This window comes from Ligilactobacillus acidipiscis, from assembly GCF_900116935.1.
Classification (GTDB): Bacteria; Bacillota; Bacilli; order Lactobacillales; family Lactobacillaceae; genus Ligilactobacillus; species Ligilactobacillus acidipiscis.
Genome location: NZ_LT630287.1, coordinates 948,654 through 964,566 on the forward strand (window position 1 = coordinate 948,654; position 15,913 = coordinate 964,566).

The 15,913-nt window shown below is 39.8% G+C and carries 15 protein-coding genes; 10 read left to right on the top strand and 5 right to left on the bottom strand.

Going from position 1 to position 15,913, the window contains the following annotated elements:
• Window positions 1-297 precede the first annotated feature (297 nt).
• From secG to BQ5903_RS04260, 4 genes are all read left to right on the top strand, one after another.
• A complete protein-coding gene (gene secG, locus BQ5903_RS04245; protein WP_010498005.1) occupies window positions 298-534 on the top strand; it encodes a preprotein translocase subunit SecG in 237 nt (78 codons plus the stop codon).
• A gap of 85 nt (window positions 535-619) precedes the next feature.
• On the top strand, window positions 620-3,022 hold the full coding sequence (gene rnr / locus BQ5903_RS04250; protein WP_010498006.1) for a ribonuclease R: 2,403 nt from the start codon (window positions 620-622) through the stop codon (window positions 3,020-3,022).
• A 98-nt stretch (window positions 3,023-3,120) separates the two neighbouring features.
• Window positions 3,121-3,585, top strand: a complete 465-nt coding sequence (gene smpB / locus BQ5903_RS04255) for an SsrA-binding protein SmpB (protein WP_010498008.1) — start codon at window positions 3,121-3,123, stop codon at window positions 3,583-3,585.
• A 154-nt stretch (window positions 3,586-3,739) separates the two neighbouring features.
• On the top strand, window positions 3,740-5,137 hold the full coding sequence (locus tag BQ5903_RS04260; protein WP_231920918.1) for an ISL3 family transposase: 1,398 nt from the start codon (window positions 3,740-3,742) through the stop codon (window positions 5,135-5,137).
• Here BQ5903_RS04260 and ltrA read toward each other — a convergent pair.
• From ltrA to BQ5903_RS04275, 3 genes are all read right to left on the bottom strand, one after another.
• A complete protein-coding gene (gene ltrA / locus BQ5903_RS04265; protein WP_079578950.1) occupies window positions 5,117-6,502 on the bottom strand; it encodes a group II intron reverse transcriptase/maturase in 1,386 nt (461 codons plus the stop codon). The two genes, BQ5903_RS04260 and ltrA, sit on opposite strands and share 21 nt — an antisense overlap.
• A 662-nt stretch (window positions 6,503-7,164) precedes the next feature.
• Window positions 7,165-7,698: an LURP-one-related/scramblase family protein gene (locus BQ5903_RS04270; RefSeq protein ID WP_010498013.1), complete on the bottom strand. Its 534-nt coding sequence runs from the start codon at window positions 7,696-7,698 to the stop codon at window positions 7,165-7,167.
• A gap of 46 nt (window positions 7,699-7,744) precedes the next feature.
• On the bottom strand, window positions 7,745-8,617 hold the full coding sequence (locus BQ5903_RS04275) for a Cof-type HAD-IIB family hydrolase (protein WP_056971806.1): 873 nt from the start codon (window positions 8,615-8,617) through the stop codon (window positions 7,745-7,747).
• A 198-nt stretch (window positions 8,618-8,815) separates the two neighbouring features.
• Between BQ5903_RS04275 and BQ5903_RS04280 the strand changes: the two genes are divergently transcribed.
• The 3 genes from BQ5903_RS04280 to tsaE all read left to right on the top strand — a co-directional run bounded on the left by BQ5903_RS04280 (window position 8,816) and on the right by tsaE (window position 11,127).
• The gene (locus BQ5903_RS04280) at window positions 8,816-9,511 is read left to right on the top strand and encodes a uracil-DNA glycosylase (protein ID WP_010498017.1); all 696 of its coding nucleotides are present in this window, start codon (window positions 8,816-8,818) and stop codon (window positions 9,509-9,511) included.
• A gap of 135 nt (window positions 9,512-9,646) precedes the next feature.
• The gene (gene pta / locus BQ5903_RS04285; RefSeq protein ID WP_010498019.1) at window positions 9,647-10,636 is read left to right on the top strand and encodes a phosphate acetyltransferase; all 990 of its coding nucleotides are present in this window, start codon (window positions 9,647-9,649) and stop codon (window positions 10,634-10,636) included.
• A 26-nt stretch (window positions 10,637-10,662) separates the two neighbouring features.
• Window positions 10,663-11,127 carry a tRNA (adenosine(37)-N6)-threonylcarbamoyltransferase complex ATPase subunit type 1 TsaE gene (gene tsaE, locus BQ5903_RS04290; protein ID WP_010498021.1) on the top strand — a complete coding sequence of 155 codons (465 nt, stop codon included), beginning with the start codon at window positions 10,663-10,665 and terminating at the stop codon, window positions 11,125-11,127.
• 75 nt (window positions 11,128-11,202) lie between these two features.
• On the opposite strand, the gene BQ5903_RS04295 is transcribed toward tsaE, so the two are convergent.
• The gene (locus BQ5903_RS04295; protein ID WP_010498027.1) at window positions 11,203-11,736 is read right to left on the bottom strand and encodes a 3'-5' exonuclease; all 534 of its coding nucleotides are present in this window, start codon (window positions 11,734-11,736) and stop codon (window positions 11,203-11,205) included.
• A gap of 182 nt (window positions 11,737-11,918) precedes the next feature.
• Here BQ5903_RS04295 and murB point away from each other — a divergent pair, with 182 nt between their 5' ends.
• On the top strand, window positions 11,919-12,827 hold the full coding sequence (gene murB / locus BQ5903_RS04300; protein ID WP_079578952.1) for a UDP-N-acetylmuramate dehydrogenase: 909 nt from the start codon (window positions 11,919-11,921) through the stop codon (window positions 12,825-12,827).
• Between the two features lie 67 nt (window positions 12,828-12,894).
• Here murB and BQ5903_RS04305 read toward each other — a convergent pair whose 3' ends face one another.
• The gene (locus tag BQ5903_RS04305) at window positions 12,895-13,593 is read right to left on the bottom strand and encodes a DUF1361 domain-containing protein (protein WP_010498034.1); all 699 of its coding nucleotides are present in this window, start codon (window positions 13,591-13,593) and stop codon (window positions 12,895-12,897) included.
• 324 nt (window positions 13,594-13,917) lie between these two features.
• Here BQ5903_RS04305 and cdaA point away from each other — a divergent pair, with 324 nt between their 5' ends.
• Both cdaA and BQ5903_RS04315 read left to right on the top strand, forming a co-directional pair.
• Complete coding sequence (gene cdaA / locus BQ5903_RS04310; protein WP_010498036.1) at window positions 13,918-14,760, top strand: diadenylate cyclase CdaA; 843 nt, start codon at window positions 13,918-13,920, stop codon at window positions 14,758-14,760.
• Window positions 14,757-15,908: a CdaR family protein gene (locus BQ5903_RS04315; RefSeq protein ID WP_154022012.1), complete on the top strand. Its 1,152-nt coding sequence runs from the start codon at window positions 14,757-14,759 to the stop codon at window positions 15,906-15,908. Before cdaA ends, BQ5903_RS04315 begins: the two co-directional genes overlap by 4 nt.
• Window positions 15,909-15,913 lie beyond the last annotated feature (5 nt).

Below are 15,913 nucleotides of genomic sequence, written 5' to 3' on the forward strand. Positions count from 1 at the left end.
GTTTCTTTGAGATGAAGTGTGTCTTCATCTCTATTTTTTTATCATAAAACAAAATTGGTACTGAGAGAAGATTTTTCTATCAGTACCAAATATTATAGAACCGTATTTAAACACAGACCAGATCGATTTGGCCCGACTGTTTAGGTACGGGTTTTTTGTATACATCCTAATAAAGTTTTTGCTATAATGACAGTTGAATATAGCCATATTAGTGATACTCTGGTTGTTTTATCGGCTGTTTTGTGCTAAATTAGAATGGATGTAGGTTACACCTAGATAGGTAAGGAGGAAACTTGTTTGTACAATACATTATTGACCCTATTGCTGATCGACTCAGTCTTGATCATCATCGCTGTTTTGATGCAACCAGCAAAGAATGATAATGCTGCTTCGGCATTGTCCGGCGGAGCAACAGACCTATTTAGTAAACAAAAGCCACGTGGTTTTGAAGCTTTTATGCAGAGAGTTACAGTTGTTTTAGGAGTGTTATTTTTCGCTTTGGCGCTGGCTTTGGTATATATTTCTTCACACTAACTTTGAAGTAAACCTCCTGCACAGTATGAAACAGGAGGGTTTTTTGTTTGGTAAAAGTCAAAATTGTTATGATACGGGGATTTAGATGAATAAAGAAAAGATTATTGAAAAATTAACCGAGCTTTTTCAAGCAGAACCAACTAAAAAATTTGCAGTTGGTGAACTGGTTCAAAAACTCGGTATGGAAGGTGCAGGACAGTTTAAGTTTGTTGTTCAGGCACTGACTCAAATGGAACATGATAAGAAAGTAGATTTAGATGATGAAGGCAATTTTTCATTAGCACAAAGTGCTGACTCTGAAAACTTAATGGGAATATTTCATGCAAATGATCGCGGCTACGGTTTTGTAACTGTTGACCCTGAAGAGCCCGATTTTTTCATCAACCCAACGGCAACCCTCTCTGCTTTAAATGGGGATGAAGTCAAAATTGAAAAGATCGGTGATGGAGACCCAACGATCAATAAACGTCCAGAAGGAAAAATCGTTGAGATCTTAAACCATTCCTTGTCTCAGGTGGTTGGTGAATTTCAATCTGCTGAAGATGAAAATTTGCCCGCTGGTATTATTGGGACAGTTCACTTAAAAGACAAGAAGTTGTCTAATTTCAAGTTTTTACTAGAAGATAAAGGACTTCACCCGGTGGCCGGTGAAGTTATTTTGGCAGATATTTCTGCTTATCCAAGTGCGGCATTGCCCGGGATATTGAAGGGTGTAGCCGTCAAAATTTTGGGAAATGTGAATGATCCTGGAATGGATATTTTACAGATCGTTTACGAGCATGAAATTCCACATGAATTTCCCGAAGATGTTATGGATGAAGCAGAGGCTATTCCAGACCATGTTACAGATGAAGAAAAAGCTGGTCGCGAAGATTTAACTGATCAAAATTTAGTTACGATCGATAGTATTGAATCAAAAGACTTGGATGATGCAGTTAATGTTTGGAAGATGGACAATGGCAATTTTCACTTAGGTGTGCACATTGCTGATGTTTCACATTATGTTACTCCGGGCACGGCTTTAAATCGTGAAGCCTTTGAGCGTGGGACATCTGTTTATTTAACAGACCGTGTGATCCCAATGCTGCCGCCCAAACTTTCAAATGGCATCTGTTCTTTAAATCCACACGTCGAAAGATGTGCGATGACTTGTGAGATGGAGATCGACCCTGATGGTCATGTAGTTGATCACAGGATCTTTCCAAGTATTATTAAGTCAACTGAACGGATGACTTATATTGCCATCAATAAAATCGTTGAGTCACATGACCAAAAAACGATGGATCGTTATGCTGATTTAGTACCGATGTTTCAAGACATGGCGGAATTGCATAAAATCTTGTTGAAAATGCGTAAACGTCGTGGCGCGATCGAATTCGACGATACAGAAGCAAAGATTATTGTTGATGAGCAGGGGCACCCAACGGATATTCAGCTCAGAGAACGTGGAACCAGTGAAAGAATGGTCGAGTCATTTATGTTGGCTGCCAACGAAACAGTTGCTGCACATTTTCATAAGTTAAAGGTACCATTCGTTTATCGGATCCATGAAAGTCCTAAACCCGAAAAAATCGATACATTCTTTGAAATGCTTGGAGGTTTGGGAGTCGAAGTTACTGGTAAAAAAACAGAGATCAAACCCAAGATGTTACAAAACATTTTGAAAAAAGTTGCTGGTAAACCTGAGGAAGCCATGGTTTCGACTATGCTGCTGCGATCCATGCAACAGGCTAAATATTCACCAGAACCTTTAGGCCATTTTGGGATCGCTGCTGCTGATTATACTCATTTTACTTCTCCAATCCGCCGGTATCCTGATTTAATGGTCCATCGTTTGATTCATTTTTACTTGGAAAATGGGATCGGTGATGAAGCACAGGAAAAATATGCGGATCAATTAGATGAGATCACCACACATAGTTCTGATGCTGAAAGACGGGGAATTTCTGCCGAACGTGATACTGACGCTATGAAAAAGGCAGAATTTATGTCAGATCATGTTGGTGAGGAATTTGATGCTGTGGTCAGTTCTGTGACTAAGTTTGGGATGTTCATCGCTTTGCCGAATACTGTTGAAGGCTTGATCCATATCAGTCAGATCCAAGATGATTATTATGAGTATTTAGAAAAACAAATGGCATTGGTTGGCCGTCGGACTAAGCAGACCTATCGTATCGGTCAACCTGTCAGAGTTAAGTTGATCAATGTTAATGTCGAACAAAAAGAAGTCGACTTTACTTTAGCAGATCCAGGTCATGCGCCGAAGACTGATTTGCTTGATGGGGTCGAATTACCTGACCGTCGTCCTAAACGACATAATGACCAACAAAGACGCAATGGTAACTTTCATAACAAAGGAAAGTATAAGCACCAAGGTGGGAATCGTCACAGTAATAATGGTTCGCGTCCTAATAAAGCGTCTGGACAACATTCCCACCAGTCACACCAAAATTTCAAAGGAAACAAGCAGCATCGTAAGAATAGATGATCACTGATGTGTAATTGTACTTATTTCCAATTTCTTGACATTTATGTTTAAGAAAACTATTCTTTTTAAGACATTTGTACAATACGGAGATGATTTGAATGGCAAAACAGAAACAACATTCACGTCCCTTGGCTCAAAATCGTAAAGCCAGTCATGATTATTATATTTTGGATACCGTTGAGGCTGGTGTGTCTTTAACTGGAACTGAAATTAAATCGGTTCGTGCTGCACGGATCAATCTAAAAGATGGATTTGCCCAAATCAGGAATGGCGAAGCATGGTTGCAAAACGTGCATATTTCACCTTATGATCAGGGTAATCAATTTAATCATGATCCGTTGCGTAACCGTAAACTTTTGTTGCATAAAAAAGAAATCATGCGTTTGGAACAAGAAACTTCCAAAAAGGGCGTGACTCTGGTTCCTCTTAAAGTCTATATCAAGCATGGTTTTGCGAAGGTCTTGATCGGTATTGCCCAAGGTAAGCATGATTATGATAAACGTGAATCTATTAAGCGTCGCGATCAAGAGCGCGAGATCCAACGAACGCTTAAAAATTATTAAATGAATATATTAGTTTGAAAACAAGGTTCTATAATATTTGGTACTGATAGAAAAATCTTCTCTCAGTACCAATTTTGTTTTATGATAAAAAAATAGAGATGAAGACACACTTCATCTCAAAGAAACAATCCCTACACTGAAAGGAATGTCCTACATGAAGAATTGTACACTGGATCTATTGGGAATTAAAGACTCACACCTGGAATTTGATCCAAAATATAAGAATAAAGTGATAGCTGCAGGATTTTACCAACATAAAAAAGTCCGCAAGATCCATTTGCGGCAATCTTATCCTTGTGCTTGCCCAGTTTGTGGTCAAAAAATGCGCTACAACGGTTTTAAAACCGTTGAGATGCTCGGTTTGCCTTCGGGTGGGATCACAAATGTTTTTTCGATCCGCAAACAAAAATATCTCTGCCCGGCTTCAGCTGCCTGCCCTAAAACTATTACAAAACTTGCGGAGATCAAGGACGTCAAGGCTAACGACCAAATCTCACAAGCCGTTAAATATCAGGCTATTTCTAAATTAGACCAGAATATCTCACAAAAAGATATTGCCGCTGATTTTGGGATCTCTGGAATGACAGTGATGCGCTTTGCGCAAGAGCTCTCAACTTACTTAAGGCCCAATCATCATTTCTTACCGCAAAATATCGCTTTTGACGACTTTAAAGCGGGCAACTTTTCTAGTAGCGGCATGAGTATCATTGTCATGGACATTGCGACACGCCGCACGTTAGATATCGTGCGTTCTCGGCATAATACATACTTACGAAGTTACTTTTTACAATATGACCGTCAAGCTCGCTGGGCAGTCCAAACGGTCACAGTTGATCTGTACTCGCCTTATCGATCCTTGATCCATGAGATCTTTCCGCAAGCGCTGATCATTGCCGACCGCTTCCATGTCGTAACCCAAGCTTATCGGGCCTTAAACTTAGTTCGGACACAAACCATGAAACAGGCGGGACAGGGTTCGCACAACGCACGTGCTTTGAAACATTATTGGAAATCGTTAACTAAAGACTCGACCAAACTTGATTTTAAAACCTATCGTAAAAGCAGAAACTTTCGTAATATGCAGTTATGTGAACAGGATATTGTGGAGCGTTTATTAAACATGTCCTCCGCTTTGCGACAAGCTTACGTTTATTATCAAACACTTTTACAAGCTGTCCATCAGCGAGATCCAAGGCTCTTAGAAAGTCTAACACGTTCAGCTGCAGGCATGCCTGAGCCCATCAAAAAAACTAATCGTACCTTGCGTAAACATCTACAAGAAATCAAGAACAGCTTTCAGACGACCTTTTCTAATGGACCCGTGGAAGGAACAAACAACAAGATCAAAGCCATTAAAAAGACTGCTTACGGTTTCCGGAACTTTGAAAACTTCCGTTTACGTCTTCTCATCGAATTAAAGAATAGTTATGTCAGTTTGAATTTTCATAGTCACAATCGGGTAGGAGATAGTTCACACTATCGACCTCCCACACCACCGTACGTACGGAACCGTATACGGCGGTTCAACAATTTAAGCTTTACTTTGTATTGACTGATACAACTGAGACATGTTTAATAGTCCCCGTTGTGTCAGTCTTTTATTGGTTATGGTCATCAACAGTGTTTTACTGTGAGCGTTACGCCAGTATCCTTTCCGCGTATTTGCGTAGGTTTTGGCTTGTTTGTGGCTCATCCCTAATTTGACCAGCGCTTTGAATCGGGTTCCAATATTCTTCCACTGCTTCCAGATGTACTGACGGATGCGCGAACGCAACCAAGCATCTAGATTCCTTAAGAATGAAGACATTTTTCCAATGGAATAATACTGAACCCAGCCCTGCATTTTCTGTTTGATTTCTTTGAGAATTTTGTCTAGGCTAACGCCTCGATTCCTCCTAGTAATTCGTTTCAGTTCCTGCTTAACTCTTTGTTTTGACTTCTGATGTGGGCGCAAATAGGCTCCCTTGCGTCCCGCACCCAGCGAAAAACCTAGAAACTTCAGTCTTAGTGGAGAACCGACTTGCGTCTTTTCTGCATTCACTTCAACTTTGAGTTTCTTTTCTAAAAACTGGGTGATGCTTTTGAGAACCCGTTCACCAGCACGCTTACTTTTAACATAGATATTACAGTCATCCGCATAGCGTACAAATTTATGTTCTCTTCTGGTCAATTCTTTGTCCAGCTCGTTCAGATAAATATTTGCCAGTAATGGTGAAATATTGCCACCTTGCGGTGTACCTTTAACGGACTCTTCGAAAAGTTGACCATTCATCACACCACTCGTCAAGAACTTACGAATCAAATGCAAGACCCATGGCTCACTAATGTAATTTTCAACAAATTTAATTAGTAAATCATGGTTCACATTGTCAAAATAGGACTTTAAATCAAGGTCGACCACGTAGTGATAACCCTGATTATAATAAGCAACCACCTTTTTCACAGCACTTTGTGCACTGCGGTGTGGGCGAAAACCATAACTATTATCTGAGAATACTTTTTCAAAAATAGGAGACAGTTGCTGTTGTAACGCCTGTTGAACCACACGGTCAACGACCGTTGGGATTCCTAACTGACGTTTCGAACCATCTGGCTTAGGAATCTCAACTCGTTTGACAGGTTGGGGTTCATAGCTTTCGGTTCGCAAGGCCTCGATTAGTTTTACGTTATTCTCTTTCAAGTATGGGCCAAGTTCCTCAACGGACATGCCGTCAATTCCTCCAGCCCCTTTATTACGCTTGACATGGACAAAGGCCCGATTTAAATTATTCCGGTCTAAGACCTTCTCACGTAATAAGCCATTTTGAGTTCTCTTTTCACCAGAAACAACGCTACGCGCTCCTGTTTGCTCTGACCCTTCCAGGGTTACCCTCCGCAGGTAGTCAGCTTTATTTTCTGTTTTCTGCGATTGTCGCATTGTTTCCACCTCCAGGATGAATCAAAATTATTGTTGTTCAGCCCTTCACCATTACTGGCTACTATGGCCTCGGCTGACTTCTGTCATGGACAACTCAACATTACTATTGAGCCTGTTCCTGCCAGAAATAACTTCCAGCTTGAGAGAACTACCATGACAGACCTCCCCGGGTAAGAGCAGTAGCTTTCGCATCAAACCGTTGGCTTTACTGTGACGGTTTCGAGTGGTCAGGGACTTCGATTTGTTAAGCAATCTCATCCCACCGTTTCCAGCCTTTTAGCCACTTCTTGTTCATCGATTCGATGTTTCGTCTAGGACTTCCTTCAGATTCTACCTCACGATAGACACCCTTGTCTTCGACTCGTGATACCGGCCACTACGGCTCACAGCGGACTTACACCGCCTAGTTACTGCCCATGCCGGGCGCACGTAAAAAAAGAACCCTACCATAAAGATAGAGTTCTATGGACCATCAACACTATTTGACAAAGTCCCTAAAAAAGCTGCTCATTCCATTCAGGAACAAGCAGCTTGACCAAGTAGACCAATTGCTTATTATTTTTAATAATTCATTTCATCAGTACCACTTGATAAAGAACCGAAAACAAAAACATCATTCGCTTTAAGACTGCTACTGCAGTTTCAAAAGCGAATGATGTTTTTTAGTCGAAGCTAGGACGGGTATGCGTTTGTAAGTTGAATAAATGATGCTTGTTTTTAACGTTTTTTGTATTAGAGGCCCAGTAATCTAAGATCGCTGCGACACACAAGCATAGTGCTTCATCTTTTTCATAGCGGAATTCAAACTTGATGGTATCCTGACCATTCTTTTGGACGGTTCCAGTTTTCATGACCCATTCGTGACCTGCAAAGATTTTATAGCGGAAATTAGTTAAGTTACCAATTAAAAACCAGTTGAGTCCTTTTACAAAAAGCATTTCGGTGCTAACGCCATAATAACGGCGAAGTGAACCAACTTTTTTATGATGTGAATATAAGTCAAATTTTGGAAATAATCCAAGACTGCTTTGCTTGATCTCGGCTAACAGCGTACCTGATACATTATAAACTGATAAAACATCATGTACGAGCCCCCAGCGGCCGGTGATAAAGTACACGATATTGTCATCTTCATCCTTGATCGTGGTCACGCCCTTTTTAGTAAAACCAATACGTTGAGCGTATAATGCTTGCATTTCTGGTTCACTTCCTATCCGGTAAAACTTCTGTGATAGTTAACTTTTATAGTCCTAGTTGTGTAAGCTGTTCTTCGATAGCTTTTCCAGCCCCGTTATCGGTATTTTTGCTAGTTAAGTGATTAGCCGCCATTTTGATCTCTTTAGTCGCGTTTTCCATAGCGTAACTGATCCCAGCGATTTTTATCATTGAGAGATCATTATTATTGTCACCCATTGACATGACGTTATCCATCGGGATGTTCAAGCGGTCTGCGTATGATTGGAGTGCTAAACCTTTCTGGGCCTTAATATGATTGACCTCAATATTTCCAGAACCTGAAGAGGTAATGACCAATGAGTCATATTTAGAGATCTCCTGACGAACTTTTTCTAGTCCAGCTTGTCCGTGGGGACTAAAAGCAACTATTTTGAAAATTTGAATATGCGGGTCATTTACTAATTCATAATAATCATCGACATAGTTAATGTCCATTAACTCCATTCTAGCAGAAGCCAGACTGACAGCTAATTTAAATGGTGTGGTTGCATCAATACTGGATAAAAGTTCGGCGAAGTTTTCGATCCGAGCGGCTTTATCATCAGAGCAAACTCCTTGAGATGTGATGACTTCGAAATATAAACCTGCTTTTTTGAGTAAAATGATGATTTTTTGAGCAAGTTGGTCTGGAATTGGGGCAGAACTTAGTGTTTTGCCATTTTCGTCTATCACTAATGCGCCATTCATAGTGATCAAAGGACAGGAAACTCCGGCCTGGTCAAGTAATGGTTTAACTTCTTTAAAGGCACGTCCTGTTGAAACAATAAAGTGGATCCCTTTTTCCTGAGCATGCTTGATCGCAGCCACATTGTAGTCAGAGATAACCATATGATCATTTAGCATTGTTCCATCCATATCAGAAGCAATTAATTGTAGCATATCCGTGTAACCTCACTTTTCTTTTCTCCATTATATTCTAGCATGAATCGCAGTATTAGTCAGAAAGTTTTAGTTCAATAGGCCCGCTAAACTATGAACGACACTAATAAAAGAAAGTATATTGTAACCAACTAAAACTTTTTTATTCTCCCTTAATTAAAGCGCTTTAATATGGTAAAATAAAGGAGAGGTGTTTTTATGAAAACGTTGATCAACAATGATTGGCAAGAAATTTTAGGTCCAGAGTTTGAAAAGGCATATTACCAAGAGTTACATAATTTTTTAAAGGAAGAATATCGGAATTATACGATTCATCCGGATATGTTTCATATTTTTCAGGCATTTGAATGGACATCTTTTTCTGACGTGAAGGTTGTGATCTTAGGACAAGATCCATACCACGGATACCGCCAGGCACACGGCTGTAGTTTCTCTGTTTTGCCAGGGGTAGCGATCCCGCCATCACTAAGGAACATTTATCAAGAATTACAAAGTGACCTTGGAGTCAAACCTGTTAATCACGGTTATTTGGAAAAATGGGCTAAACAAGGGGTCTTGCTGCTGAACTCTGTTTTAACTGTTCGCGATGGTCAAGCTTATTCTCATCGTGGTAAGGGTTGGGAAAGATTGACTGATGTCGCGATCGAAAAATTGTCGGCTCGTCAAAAGCCAGTGATTTTTATATTATGGGGTAAAGCTGCACAGGATAAAATCAAGCTGATCGACCAGAGTCGCAATGTGATCATTAAATCACCGCATCCAAGTCCATTGTCTGCACATCGCGGATTTTTCGGCTCAAGACCGTTTTCTAAAACTAATGCGGCTCTTGAGGCAATGGGTGAAACACCAATTGATTGGCAGTTACCAGAAACAGTGGAAAACGTTCCATCATAGGTGCGACTTTTTCATAATCAATAATACTGGGCTTTTCAGTGAATTTAAGTGCATAAAAGTGAGCAGTAAACCTGCTTTTCTTTTGAGTATTTGTTAGTAACAGAAAATGCTTAAATAATAGGGAGGAGATTTATCATGGATCTATTTACAACTTTAAAGGGGAAGATCAAGGGAAAAGATAAGGCAATCGTATTTCCTGAAGGTGAAGACGCACGTGTCTTAGGTGCAGCATTACGTTTGGCGCAAGAAGGTATCTTACGGCCGATCGTTTTAGGAAACGAAAGTAAAATTAAAGAATTGGCGCATGAATTAGGTAAAGATGTTTTGGCTAATGTGACCTTGATCGACCCAGAGAAGTATCCACAACGCAATTTTGATGAAATGGTTGCTAAGTTTGTTGAGCGCAGGAAGGGTAAAAATACTGAAGAACAAGCTCGCGAATGGTTGAAAGATGTTAACTATTTTGGTACGATGTTGGTCTACATGAATAAAGCTGACGGGCTTGTTTCTGGCGCAGCGCATGCGACTGGCGACACTGTTCGTCCTGCCTTACAGATCATTAAAACCAAACCAGGTTTGAAACGGACTAGTGGTGCTTTTATCATGACACGTGACGATGGTGCAGAGACATATGTTTTCGCTGATTGCGCGATCAATATTGATCCTACAGCTGAAGACTTAGCCGAGATCGCTGTAACTAGTGCAGATACTGCACGTTTGTTTGACATTGACCCTAAAGTTGCAATGTTAAGCTTTTCAACTAAGGGTTCTGCTAAGGGTGAGCAAGTGGATAAGATGGCCCATGCTACCGAGTTAGCACATAAGAAGGCACCATCCTTACCACTTGATGGCGAGTTACAATTTGATGCTTCTTTTGTACCAACTGTTGCCAAACAAAAAGCTCCAGGTTCTAACGTAGCTGGTCATGCAAATGTATTTGTATTCCCTGAACTTCAATCTGGTAATATCGGTTATAAGATCGCCCAACGTTTTGGCGGCTTTGAAGCGATCGGGCCTATTTTGCAAGGTTTGAATGAGCCTGTTTCAGACTTGTCCCGAGGATGTAACGAGCAGGATGTATATAATGTTGCTATTATGACTGCCGCTCAAGCCGTGATGGAATAATTATACGACATAGGAAGATGAATAAAATGGACTTTATTGCTCATAATGCAGATGAAACACAACAAATTGCTTTGAAAGTTGCACAACAGTTGCACGCCGGAGATGTGATTTTATTGCAAGGAGAGCTTGGTGCGGGGAAGACGACTTTCACTAAGGGAATAGCTCGAGGTTTGGGCATCAAACGCAATGTTAAAAGTCCAACCTTTACGTTGATCAGAGAGTATACTGAAGGCCGCTTACCACTTTATCACATGGATGTGTATCGTCTGGAAGATACTGGAGCTGCCGATCTTGGCTTGGAAGAATATTTTGATGGTGACGGTGTATCGATCGTTGAATGGCCGCAATTTGCAGCGGAAGACTTACCAGCGGAATATCTGACGATCTCATTTGCAAAAAATGATTTCCATGATAATGAGCGGACCCTGACATTTGAAGCGCATGGTTCTAGGTATGTTGAATTATTGAATAGCTTGAAAAAAGCTGAGTAATACAATAAAAACAGCAATTCGAATTAAAAGTGTGCTCAACACTGCAATTCGAATTGCTGTTTTTGTATATTATAATTAGTAAGCTCTAATCAACGGTTTTAAAACCTCTGTTCCGTACTGTTGTGCTTCGGAAATTAAAATTTGTGCACAAGCCCGGCTGTCCGCCAAAGCATTATGATGGTGTTTTAATAAAATTGATAAAAAATCACACACAGTGTTTAGTTGGTAATTTGGCAGATCATTTAATAGTTGCCGGCTTGTTTTTAAAGTATCTAAAACCATGAAATTAGGAACGGGCAACTTATAAAAACCCAATGTTTTCCGTAACACGCTAACATCGAAAGATGCATTATGAGCGACTATTAATTTCTGTGGTCCAAAAAAAGATGAAATATGTGGCCAAAGTTGCGGAAAAGTCGGTGAATTCGCGACATCTTGCGGTGTGATCCCGTGTATCCGGATATTGTTAGGTGAAAATTTGGTTGCCGGTTTTATCAAGGAATACATTTCATCGATCACTTGGTCATTACGCACTACCGTGAGTGCAAGTGAACAAGCACTATGGCGTTTAGGGCTTGCTGTTTCAAAATCGAGTGCTATAAAATCCATTTAAAAACTCCTCGTATTAAACTGAAATAGTGTAGAAAAATATTATGGCCTATCACTTGAAAGATAGTTTTTGTCTCAAGCAGCAGGTTTTATTGAAAAAGAAAAACTTTTACATCGCACCCATTATAGCAGAAAAATGTTAAAATGGACGATAGTATAATTCAGTAAGTGAGGAAAAATAAATGTCTGTAACAAATAAAATAATAGAAAAGGAACTGCAAGACGTCCAAATTTTAAAGCAAGAACCGCTATCACATTATACAAATACCTGTACTGGTGGGCCGGCCGACTTTTTAGCTTTTCCGAAAAAACTTTCAGAATTGCAACTTTTGTGTCATTGGGCAAACAAACAAAATATTCCGCTGACGATTTTGGGTAATGCAAGCAACTTGATCGTTAAAGATGGTGGGATTCGCGGTTTGGTGGTTATTTTGACAAGTATGGCTGATATCACTGTTGATGGTGATCAAGTTATCGCACAGGCGGGTGCTCCAATGATCAAAACAACTCAAGTCGCCTGCAAAGCAGGTTTGAGCGGTATTGAATTTGCCGCTGGGATCCCTGGAAGTGTTGGCGGAGCGATCTTTATGAATGCTGGTGCTTATGGTGGCGAGATCAAAGATGCAGTCAAGGATGTAGTAGTCGTTGATTATGAAGGAAATGAAAAAAAATATTCTAACGAAGAACTGGCTTTTGGATACCGGCATAGTCGAATTCAAGAAGAAAAGTCGATCGTAGTGCAAGCGACCTTCGCTTTAGAGCCGAAAGCAAAGGAGCAAATCAAGGAGCAAATGGACCAGTTGAATTTTTTACGTGCATCTAAACAACCACTAGAGTACCCCTCTTGTGGCAGTGTTTTTAAACGACCACAAGGATATTATACGGGCAAACTGATCCATGATGCAGATTTACAAGGATACAGTATTGGTGGAGCTCAAATTTCAACTAAGCACGCAGGTTTTATTGTAAATAAGGGCACAGCGACCGCAACTGACTATTTAAACGTTATTCAGCATGTACAAGCTGTGATCAAGGACAAATTTGGCGTAGATCTAGAGACCGAAGTCAGGATCTTAGGCGAAGAACGATAGCAGCATTTTTTAATAATTGCACAAAAAAGGGGGACTTTTCTGGTTGAAAGCCCTCCTTTTTGTGCAATTAGGCAACATCATTGTTAACCTTTTTTTGCGGCAGTTCTTCAATTTTTGAATTTGCTTTTAAATAGCATCGTAAAGTGATCCAGTCTACCATTTGGATGATCGTCATAAATATCACAAAGATCATCATTCGAGGGTTCCACATTTTAACCAAGTCATTAATGACCCAGTTGGGGCTCAAAAAAAGGTAGGCTGTGTGTAAACGTAAGAAACGGCCAATATAGATGCCAACGGAAGATGCTGTAATGAAAATAACAACTAAGATGTTGCGCATCCACGTGTGGTTCAACTTTATTTTCAGCATGATTTGGTCGGCAACATATTCTAAACTCCAAGTTCCTAAAATCGTACAAGATAATGAACTGACTAATAAATTGGTAAAAGTTAACCACATGTGCAGATTAAATGTCATCAGTCCAGTCGTATGATTGTACGGGTCGATACTAGATAGATGAAAGAGGTCAGTCAATAAATAAGGAGCATTAGGGTAGAAAAGCAACCATAAAATGATCAGTAAAACAAAGAAGATCGTTGGTTGTTTGTGATCGATATGCATTGCTGCTTCGATCGGCAGATAACCCAAAAAAGTGTTTAAAAGTAGAAAACTAAAATATCCGCCTTGGCGAAAAACAGTTAAATAGATGTATATCATATAGGCTAAAAAAGAAAGCCTGATCAACCATTTAATTTTTCGTGACATAATATGCACCTTATTTCTGAAGTTATTTATTAAGAATATTCTAACAGTTATTGTTCGAAAAAATCGCAAATTAAGAAGATATTTAGATGATTTTAAAAAGTTACAGCTAAAGTAAGTAAAAAACATGCAGCTCGTAGCTCGAACAGCTACATTTCTTGACTGTTTAGTCCGGAAATCGGCAGTGGGAGGTTATTGCCTTTTTTAAACAGCCGAAGAATTTATGATACTAATATAAAAAATTTGATAAATTTGGTTTTATTCGATACTGTCGGGTGGCTGTGCTATAATAAAAAGGTAAATTTTTTTCAAAGGAGGGAATTCTGAGTGTCCTTTGACTGGAGTAATTTAATTACATGGCGTAACTTGACGGATCTGCTAGATATATTAGTGGTCTGGTTTGTTTTTTACAAGTTATTGATGTTGATTCGTGGTACTAAGGCTGTTCAGTTGTTTAAGGGTGTTGTGATCATTATTTTGATCAAAGTTTTAAGTGCTTGGCTAGGACTGCATACAGTTTCTTGGATCATGGATCAAATTATTAATTGGGGAGTTATTGGAGCTATCGTTGTTTTTCAACCAGAGATCCGTCGTGGACTGGAACATCTGGGTCGTGGTTCGCTTTTCGGGGCGAGTCGGAGGCAAAATGAGGATGAAAAGAAATTAGTGGCTGCTTTAGACAAGGCTATTCAGTATATGTCTAAAAGAAGGATCGGTGCGTTGATCTCGATTCAAATGAATACTGGTTTAGAGGATTATATTGAAACCGGGATCGATTTGGATGCTGAAGTCACTGGTGAGTTACTGATCAATATCTTTATTCCAAATACGCCTTTACATGATGGTGCTGTTATTATTAGAAATAATAAAATTGCTGTTGCTGCGGCTTATTTGCCGTTATCAGAAAGTAATTTGATCCCTAAAGAGCTAGGTACCAGACATCGTGCTGCAGTTGGGATCAGTGAAGTAACCGATGCGTTAACGATCGTTGTTTCGGAAGAAACAGGTGGAGTGACGATCACCAAAAACAGTGAATTGATCCGTGATTTATCACAAGAAGATTATTTGAAATTCTTGAAGAATGAGCTGATCCCTAAAGAAGATGAGAGAAAGAGTAACCCCATTGCTCAGTTCTTTGATGGTTTGTTCAAGGGGGGAGCTAAACATTGAAAATATCTCAAATTTTTAGATCTAAGATCATGTATAGTTTGATTGCCCTATTATTGACTGTATTTTTGTTTGTATATGTTAATTCAGAACATTTGTCAGGCAATGAGGATCAGTCGCAAATCAGTACTTCATTGATGAAAAATACTAGAGCAACTATCAAAAAAGAACCTAATTTAAGTTATAATAATGACAAATATTACGTTTCAGGTGTCCCACAAAACGTCAAGGTTTCTTTGATCGGGCCAAGCGGATTGGTGAAGGCTGCTGAAAATACTGGGAACTTTCAGGTGGTTGCTGATTTGAACGGCTTGAAACCGGGGACGCATACGATCAATTTAAAAACCTCAGGTTTAAGTTCCGAGATCAGTGCGCGTACTGACCCTGAAAAAATCAAAGTAAAAATCAGTAAAAAAGGGCAGGCCTCTTTTCCTGTTCAAGTTCGTTATGATTCTAACAAAATTGCCAAAGAGTATGCCGCGGGAGTTGCGAATTCAAATCGACAATCTGTTAAAGTGACTGGGGCACGGACTGATATTAAGAAAATCGAAAGTGTCGTGGCGGATGTTAACTTAAGTGATAATGTCAAAAAATCAGTTTCACGAAATGTATTGTTACGTGCAATTGATGAAAATGGCAAACAGCTGGATGTTACTATCTCTCCTGAAACAGCACGAGTTAATGTTCCGATTTATTTAGCTTCTTCCCATAAGAAAGTCCCGCTTCGATTAGTTTCTGGAGGACAGGGCGTTGATGGGAAAAAATATGATTTTTCGACCGATACCAAGTATGTGACTTTGACCGGTACGAAAGATGCTTTAAAAAAAATTGATGAACTCAAAGTCCCAGTGTCTTTGGCAGGGGTAGATGCAGATGAAGATCGGACAATATCATTGGTTTCAGATCGTTCCGGTATAACGGCAGTTTCACCGGAAACGATTCAAGTGCATATTGATGTCAAAAGTGATGCCAAGTCTTCAAGCAGTTCTGGATCTTCGTCAACGAGTGAAACCACCAGCAGCAGCGATTCTAGATATGAACCAAGTAACAGTTCCAGTAGTGATGCAGTGAGTTCTGATAAAGGTTCTAGTGAAGGTTCAGGCGAGAGTGGGTCATCTTCTTCTTCGAGTTCTACAAGTAGTCCTGAGTAAAAGCC

Coding starts and splice junctions, on each gene's coding strand:
- murB (WP_079578952.1), top strand. CDS start 11,919: ATGTCTGTAACAAATAAAATAATAGAAAAGGAACTGCAAGACGTCCAA.
- BQ5903_RS04295 (WP_010498027.1), bottom strand. CDS start 11,736: ATGGATTTTATAGCACTCGATTTTGAAACAGCAAGCCCTAAACGCCAT.
- rnr (WP_010498006.1), top strand. CDS start 620: ATGAATAAAGAAAAGATTATTGAAAAATTAACCGAGCTTTTTCAAGCA.
- BQ5903_RS04305 (WP_010498034.1), bottom strand. CDS start 13,593: ATGTCACGAAAAATTAAATGGTTGATCAGGCTTTCTTTTTTAGCCTAT.
- pta (WP_010498019.1), top strand. CDS start 9,647: ATGGATCTATTTACAACTTTAAAGGGGAAGATCAAGGGAAAAGATAAG.
- ltrA (WP_079578950.1), bottom strand. CDS start 6,502: ATGCGACAATCGCAGAAAACAGAAAATAAAGCTGACTACCTGCGGAGG.
- tsaE (WP_010498021.1), top strand. CDS start 10,663: ATGGACTTTATTGCTCATAATGCAGATGAAACACAACAAATTGCTTTG.
- BQ5903_RS04280 (WP_010498017.1), top strand. CDS start 8,816: ATGAAAACGTTGATCAACAATGATTGGCAAGAAATTTTAGGTCCAGAG.
- smpB (WP_010498008.1), top strand. CDS start 3,121: ATGGCAAAACAGAAACAACATTCACGTCCCTTGGCTCAAAATCGTAAA.
- BQ5903_RS04260 (WP_231920918.1), top strand. CDS start 3,740: ATGAAGAATTGTACACTGGATCTATTGGGAATTAAAGACTCACACCTG.
- BQ5903_RS04270 (WP_010498013.1), bottom strand. CDS start 7,698: ATGCAAGCATTATACGCTCAACGTATTGGTTTTACTAAAAAGGGCGTG.
- BQ5903_RS04275 (WP_056971806.1), bottom strand. CDS start 8,617: ATGCTACAATTAATTGCTTCTGATATGGATGGAACAATGCTAAATGAT.